At 70.9% G+C, this 5103-nt stretch carries 9 protein-coding genes; 2 read left to right on the forward strand and 7 right to left on the reverse strand.

What is annotated here, in order from left to right; translation table 11 throughout:
- From BISU_RS12700 to BISU_RS11050, 7 genes are all read right to left on the reverse strand, one after another.
- Positions 1–1183: hypothetical protein (locus BISU_RS12700; protein ID WP_034533128.1), on the reverse strand; the 1183-nt coding region annotated here is incomplete at its 3' end.
- A gap of 17 nt (positions 1184–1200) precedes the next feature.
- Positions 1201–1518: a hypothetical protein gene (locus BISU_RS11025; RefSeq protein WP_024463946.1), complete on the reverse strand. Its 318-nt coding sequence runs from the start codon at positions 1516–1518 to the stop codon at positions 1201–1203.
- Between the two features lie 110 nt (positions 1519–1628).
- On the reverse strand, positions 1629–1994 hold the full coding sequence (locus BISU_RS11030) for a hypothetical protein (RefSeq protein ID WP_034533130.1): 366 nt from the start codon (positions 1992–1994) through the stop codon (positions 1629–1631).
- Entirely contained in the window at positions 1991–2266 is a 276-nt protein-coding gene (locus tag BISU_RS11035) for a DUF6112 family protein (protein ID WP_034533132.1), read from the reverse strand. Before BISU_RS11035 ends, BISU_RS11030 begins: the two co-directional genes overlap by 4 nt.
- 17 nt (positions 2267–2283) lie before the next feature.
- Positions 2284–3471, reverse strand: a complete 1188-nt coding sequence (locus BISU_RS11790) for an aggregation-promoting factor C-terminal-like domain-containing protein (RefSeq protein ID WP_152599315.1) — start codon at positions 3469–3471, stop codon at positions 2284–2286.
- On the reverse strand, positions 3396–3716 hold the full coding sequence (locus BISU_RS12705; RefSeq protein WP_024463949.1) for a hypothetical protein: 321 nt from the start codon (positions 3714–3716) through the stop codon (positions 3396–3398). Before BISU_RS12705 ends, BISU_RS11790 begins: the two co-directional genes overlap by 76 nt.
- Positions 3717–3721: 5 nt before the next feature.
- Positions 3722–4159, reverse strand: a complete 438-nt coding sequence (locus BISU_RS11050) for a hypothetical protein (protein WP_024463950.1) — start codon at positions 4157–4159, stop codon at positions 3722–3724.
- Positions 4160–4236: 77 nt separating this feature from the next.
- Here BISU_RS11050 and BISU_RS11055 point away from each other — a divergent pair, with 77 nt between their 5' ends.
- Both BISU_RS11055 and BISU_RS12290 read left to right on the forward strand, forming a co-directional pair.
- On the forward strand, positions 4237–4941 hold the full coding sequence (locus BISU_RS11055) for a hypothetical protein (protein WP_155803831.1): 705 nt from the start codon (positions 4237–4239) through the stop codon (positions 4939–4941).
- A 44-nt stretch (positions 4942–4985) separates the two neighbouring features.
- Positions 4986–5103 (forward strand): helix-turn-helix domain-containing protein (locus BISU_RS12290; RefSeq protein ID WP_233419518.1); only part of this gene is annotated, 118 nt, incomplete at its 3' end.

The raw sequence follows: 5103 nt of genomic DNA on the forward strand, positions 1-5103 counted from the left end.
CCGCGGCCAGTCCCGCCTTGGCGATGCCGCCCATGCCCGAGCCCGGCGCACGGCCGGAGCCGGATGCGGCCGTCGCGCCGGGCGAGGACGGGAAGCCTGCCGGCGTGGGGGCGTGGGAGCTGCCGCCGTTCCGGGTGCCGTCCGTGGATGTTCCGGGCGTTCCGCCCGTGGGGCCGCCGGCGTCCTTGGATGGGTTCGCGGCCTTCGACGCCTCGGACGCTGCGGAGCCTGACGCCTTGGCTCCGGCTCCCGCCGCGCCGGCGCCCATGCCTGCGGCGGACGCGCCGCCCGTGGCCACGGCCCCGGCGATCTGCACGGCTGCGGCGGCGGCCTTGCCGGCCTCCTCCTTTGCCTTGCCGACGGTCTGCTTGCCGGCCGTCGCGGCCGTGTTCAGGCCCTGGCCGGCTGGCAGATGGCCCGCGAACTTGGCGACCAGCGCCCAGGGGAAGACGCTGGAGAGCACCATGCCGACGATCGCCTCGAGGAAGGCCATGGGGTTGTCGGAGCCGGCGGCCTTCATCAGCTCGCCCGTGATCGTGATGAACAGGCCGACCAGCGGCTGGTAGAGGATGATGCCGATGACCCACACGATGTATTTGCGGGCCGCGCCCATGGCGCGGCGCGCGAAGCCGGTGTCCATGATGCCGGCGGGCAGCAGGCACACCGCGACGACCAGAAGGAACTGGCGCGCCCCCATGCACAGCAGCAGGCTCGCGGCCGCGAACAGCATGATGACGAGCATCACGACGAGCAGCGGGCCGGCGAACTGGCCCTTGATCGCGGCGGCCGAGAGGCCGGGCAGCGAGGGCGCCTGCAGCTTGGGGCTGGTCAGGTCGACGCCCAGGATGAGGCCGGTCAGCGCGGTGCTGATGTTGATGGCCTGGACCATGACCCACAGGGCGGCCATCGTCAGCGGCCAGGACAGGAGCGCCTGGCCGCTGATCCGCCAGATGTCGCCCATCCGGCCGGCCGTCGCCGCGCGGGCGATGGCGTACCCGGCCGAGAGGATCACGACGAACAGGACGACGCCGGCGACCTTGCCGATGATGTTTCCGGCGACCGTCCACTGGCCGGAGGTGATCACGCCGGCCTGCAGGGCCATGGCGCAGGTCTGCTTCCAGGCGTCGACGGCCCCCTGCAGCACCCAGTCGAGGAACGCTCCGATCATCGTATTGAACACCATGGGTCAGGCCTGTCCTTTCAGAACATCTTGATGCCGGCGAACCACCAGATCAGGCCGCCCGCGGCCGACACGATGATCGCGCTGACGCCGCACACGAGCATGACGATCACCGAGATCTTCTGCCCGGTGCCCGATTGGACGATCTTGCTGCCTACCCAGCCCACCGCGGCGGCGATGAGCAGCCCGACGAGGACGTACAGGGCCGAGCCCTGGAACATCTGGATCAGGCTGCGCAGCGTCGCGTTCCAGGGCGCGTCGAACGTGGGGGTGATGGTGGACGGGTCGTCGGCGAGGATCGCCTGGGCCAGGTCCGTGGTGATATGCGGTCGAGTCATGTCAATGGCTTCTTTCTTCTTGTTGTTCGTTCATTGGTTGGCTGGATGATGGGCTGGATGCCGCGGCGGCGGCGAGCGTCCCCGGCTCGCGGCGGCCCGGATGGCCGCGCTCATAGCCCGACCTTGCCGGCCAGCCAGCCGATCGTCTGGCCGGCCTTGTCCCTGATGGCCTGGTAGCCCTGCAGCAAGGTCTTCGCCACGCCCTGCTTGCGCACGATCTGCACCCCGGCCTTCAGGTCGTCGATCACGCTGTCGGCTGCGGCCTTGCCGGCCTGGACGGCCGAGCCGGCCGCGCCGGGGATGTCCCCGTGAGACGCCTTGCTCTTCGCCTCGCCCCACGCCTTGCCCGCCGCGTCGCTCTGCGCATGGGCCTCGCCCAGGCTCTGCGCCGCCGCGGCGCCGACCTGCGCGGCCAGCGGGGATCCGGGCCCGTACCCGGCTCCGATCTGCCCGTCGGGCGCGGCCGTGACGCTCACGCCTGCGGGATCGCGTCGAGGCCCGTGCCCCAGGTCACCGCCATCGGCAGCGCCGTGACGAGCGTGGCGGCCAGCAGGCAGGAGAGGATGGCGATGCCGCCCCGGCCCTGCGCGATGAAGAAGTTGCCGCTGATCTTGGCCGCTGCCCACCACACGCAGGCGACGACCAGGCCGAGCACGAGCAGCAGGACCAGCGTGCCCAGCAGCGTTCCCACCAGGCTCTTGAGCTGGGGCGGGACCCATGAGTAGTCGATATGCGGTTTGATGGTCATTTCCTAGCCTTCTCTCTCTAGTACCAGTGCGGGCTGCGCGACTGCCACAGGCTCCAGGCGGCGCACGGCGTCCCGTAGTCGGGCCGGCCCTTGATGTAGCCCAGGCCCCATTTGATCTGCGTGGTCGCGTTCGTCTTCCAGTCGCTCCCGGCGGAGCTCATCTTGTCGGCGGGCAGCGCCTGGGGGATGCCGTACGCGCCCGACCCGGGGTTCTCGGCGTCCGCGCGCCACCCGGACTCGTGGTCCCAGAGCTGCTCGAGGCACGAGTACTGCCTGTCCGCGTCGTCCGGCCACTGCTGCCTGACGAGCTGGCGGGCGGCGTCCTTGGCCTGGCCCACGGATCCGTTGGTCACGGCCGCCGCGTTCAGCACGCTCGCGCCGTCCGCGTCGCACTGCGCCGTATCCTGCGCGGCGGATGCCGTGCCGCCGTCCGCGCCCGGCGTGGACTTCGCGTTGGGGTCGTGCCGATACACCTGGGTGAGCCCCGCGTCCAGGTAGGGGCCGATGCCGATCTCCTGGTCCGCGCCCTTGCCCTGGTCTCCGGGCATGCCGTCCTCGGTGCCCGAGGGCGTGGCGTGCCGGGCCCCGGCGAACAGGCCGCCGCCCACGTACACCTCGGTGTGCTCCGTCGGGTTCACGACGATGTCGCCGCGCTTCAGGGACTGCCTGGCGTCGTGGAAGTCGCCGCTCCACGTCAGGTGCGCGAATCCGACGGCCGTGAGCGCCTGTCCCTCGCTCATCGTGTTGAACGGGGCGGCCGGAAGCCCGGCCACGCCCGCGTGTCTGACCGCGAAGTACACCAGGCTCGAGCAGTCGTAGTCGGGGTTGCCGCCGCGCCGGTTCTGCGAGTAGCCGTGCGAGTCGTCGTTCGCCGTGGCCTCCATGAACGTGGCGACCTGCTCGGCCACCGGGTCGTCGGAATGCTCCGGCGCCCGGTACGAGGCGTTCGACGCGTTCGCCGTGCCCTGCCCTGCGGCCACGGCGTCGCCGCCCGACGCGTCGGACTGGCCGCATCCGGAGAGCATCATGCCGCCCAGCAGGGCGAACAGGAGCATCAGCGGGGCGAGCACGCCCGCCGCCACGGCTACCAGTACGCCGATCAGCGCATGCGACGAGCTTTTGGAGCCGTTCACGCGGCCAGCCCCGGGACGGGCAGCGGCAGGCTGGGAAGGGCGTGCGGCACGAGCGCGTACAGCGCCTGCCATCCCTCGGCCATGAAGACCAGGACGAGCACGCCCGTGAGCAGCCAGCAGGCGGCCGCGAGCAGCGCGCACGCCAGGCGCATGGCCTCGTAGCGGCTGGACCGGGACATCTGCCGGGCGAACGCGGAGGCGAACAGGAGGGCCGCGAGCAGGCCGAGGCGTGCGGGCAGCGGCCATGAGACGAGCAGCATGCAGGCGCCGGAGAGCATCGAGCCGAGCGCGGCGAACAGATCCATCATCGATCCCATCACTCTTACCTGCGCTTCGATGGCAGCAGGGCGAAGACGACCGTGGGCAGCATGCACAGCGGGTAGGTCACCAGGATGAAGTAGACGGCCGCGGCGGTCGCGTTCCCGTCCCCGTCCAGCGCAATGGCGGGCACGAACACGGCGCACGCCGCGGCGAACAGGACCGGGGCGAGCACCAGGCACATGACGGGCCTGCCGATCCCGGCGTCCCGGCCGCGGCGCACCACGGCCGGGCACAGCGCGACGAGGAACAGGAGCGTCCACGCGCACAATGCGGCGACGGCCCAGGCGTGCGGCTCCCCCAGCAGCCAGCCGCCTAGCAGCGCGCCGACCAGGCACAGCGGGGCGAACACGGGCCAGAACACGGCGCGGGGCATGCGCGCCGGAGCGCCCAGCGGCCTCCACGCGCCCAGCACGGCCGCAGTGGAACGACGATCGGTCATGACAGCATCTCCCTTCCTTGGAGAACGGCAAAAAACGAAAACGGAAGCGTGACGGGCAGCATCCGGAGCGCCGCGCCATGCGGGTTAGAATCTGCTCGAACCCCGGCGGGAGAGCCGATGCCACGGGCACGGCCGCATGCGGGGGACGATTCACGGGAACGGAGCGTCGCATGGGCGATTGGATGGACGAATGGGGCCAGTACGGCCCGCAGGGCGAGAGGAAGGAGCGGCTCGACGCGCTGCGCGCGCGCCTGGACGCGCGGCCCCGGCCCGACGTCGAGTCCGAGGACGAGGACGAAGGCCCCCGGCAGGACGAGCGCGAGGAAGACCGGGAGGACGAGCCCGCCGAGCGGATCCCCGTCGAGCCGGCCGGCGAGGCCGAGAGCACGGCGCCGCTCGATCTTGAGGCCGTGGCCGAAGCCGGCGGCACCGAGGATGCGACGGCCGGGCCGTCGCACAGGCGCGCGCTGCGCGCGGCCGCGATCGTGCTTGCCGTCCTCGCGGCGGGAGGCGTGGGAGCCGTTGCCGTGAGCGGCGTGCAGGCCAGCCAGATACGCGGCCTGCAGGCCTCCTGCCAGGACGCGCGGCATGCCCAGGGCCAGGCGTTCGACCGGCTCGGCGAGGCGATGCATGGCGACGCCGCGGCATTGTCCAGGCTGCCCGCCAGCGCGGTCCAGGACCCCGGGTGTTTTGGTTCAATTGTTTTTTGTGGTTTTGGTCAGGTAGTTTTTTCGGGTTTGGGCGTGGGGCATGCTGACCATAGTCGGGCTGTACCTTGGTAGTGCTTCGTTATCTATCGAGGAGGGCCGGAAAGGCAATGATCAACATGTCCAGAATCAATTCTATCCGTCGTCGGCGCAGGGAGGGCGAGTCCATCGCTTCGATCGCGCGCGCCGAAGGCGTCAGCGAGCCGACGGTGCGCAAGTATCTGAAGGTCGATGACC

Source organism: Bifidobacterium subtile, from assembly GCF_000741775.1.
Lineage (GTDB): Bacteria > Actinomycetota > Actinomycetes > Actinomycetales > Bifidobacteriaceae > Bifidobacterium > Bifidobacterium subtile.

Coding starts and splice junctions, on each gene's coding strand:
- BISU_RS11025 (WP_024463946.1), bottom strand. CDS start 1,518: ATGACTCGACCGCATATCACCACGGACCTGGCCCAGGCGATCCTCGCC.
- BISU_RS12705 (WP_024463949.1), bottom strand. CDS start 3,716: ATGGGATCGATGATGGATCTGTTCGCCGCGCTCGGCTCGATGCTCTCC.
- BISU_RS11055 (WP_155803831.1), top strand. CDS start 4,237: ATGCGGGTTAGAATCTGCTCGAACCCCGGCGGGAGAGCCGATGCCACG.
- BISU_RS11035 (WP_034533132.1), bottom strand. CDS start 2,266: ATGACCATCAAACCGCATATCGACTACTCATGGGTCCCGCCCCAGCTC.
- BISU_RS11050 (WP_024463950.1), bottom strand. CDS start 4,159: ATGACCGATCGTCGTTCCACTGCGGCCGTGCTGGGCGCGTGGAGGCCG.
- BISU_RS11790 (WP_152599315.1), bottom strand. CDS start 3,471: ATGGCAGGCGCTGTACGCGCTCGTGCCGCACGCCCTTCCCAGCCTGCC.